Source organism: Delftia sp. WSY_10, assembly GCF_043104705.1.
GTDB lineage: Bacteria > Pseudomonadota > Gammaproteobacteria > Burkholderiales > Burkholderiaceae_C > Comamonas > Comamonas tsuruhatensis.
This window is the reverse complement of record NZ_JBICKY010000006.1, coordinates 1-433: the sequence shown is the minus strand read 5'-3', so window position 1 is coordinate 433 and position 433 is coordinate 1. Positions and strand designations below refer to the sequence as shown.

Below are 433 nucleotides of genomic sequence, written 5' to 3'. Positions count from 1 at the left end.
GGAGACTTGCTGTTCGGCGATGCTCATAGCCAGATCGCGACCTTGGTGGAGCGACACACGCGCTATGTGATGCTGGTCAAGCTGGTGGACAAAGACTCGTACACCGTGGCTGCGGCCCTAGCCAGACATGCCAGGAGCCTGCCGCATGAGCTCTACCGCTCCTTGACCTGGGATCGCGGCTCGGAAATGGCGGGGCACAAGCGCTTCACGTTGGCGACCGACATCCAGGTCTACTTCTGCGACCCGCACCATCCATGGCAACGGGGCACCAACGAGAACACGAACGGGTTACTCAGGCAGTACCTTCCCAAAGGCCTGGATCTGTCGGGCTACTCACAGGAGAGCTTGGATGCGATTGCAAGGCAGTTGAACCAGCGTCCCAGGAAGACGCTGGGGTTCAGAACACCTGCTGAAATGTTTGATGAGTGTGTTG

1 protein-coding gene is annotated in these 433 nt (G+C 58.9%); it reads left to right on the top strand.

All coding sequences use genetic code 11. From position 1 onward, the window contains the following. On the top strand, positions 1 to 433 hold a 433-nt coding region (locus tag ACF8ML_RS01965; protein WP_392406069.1), incomplete at both ends, for an IS30 family transposase.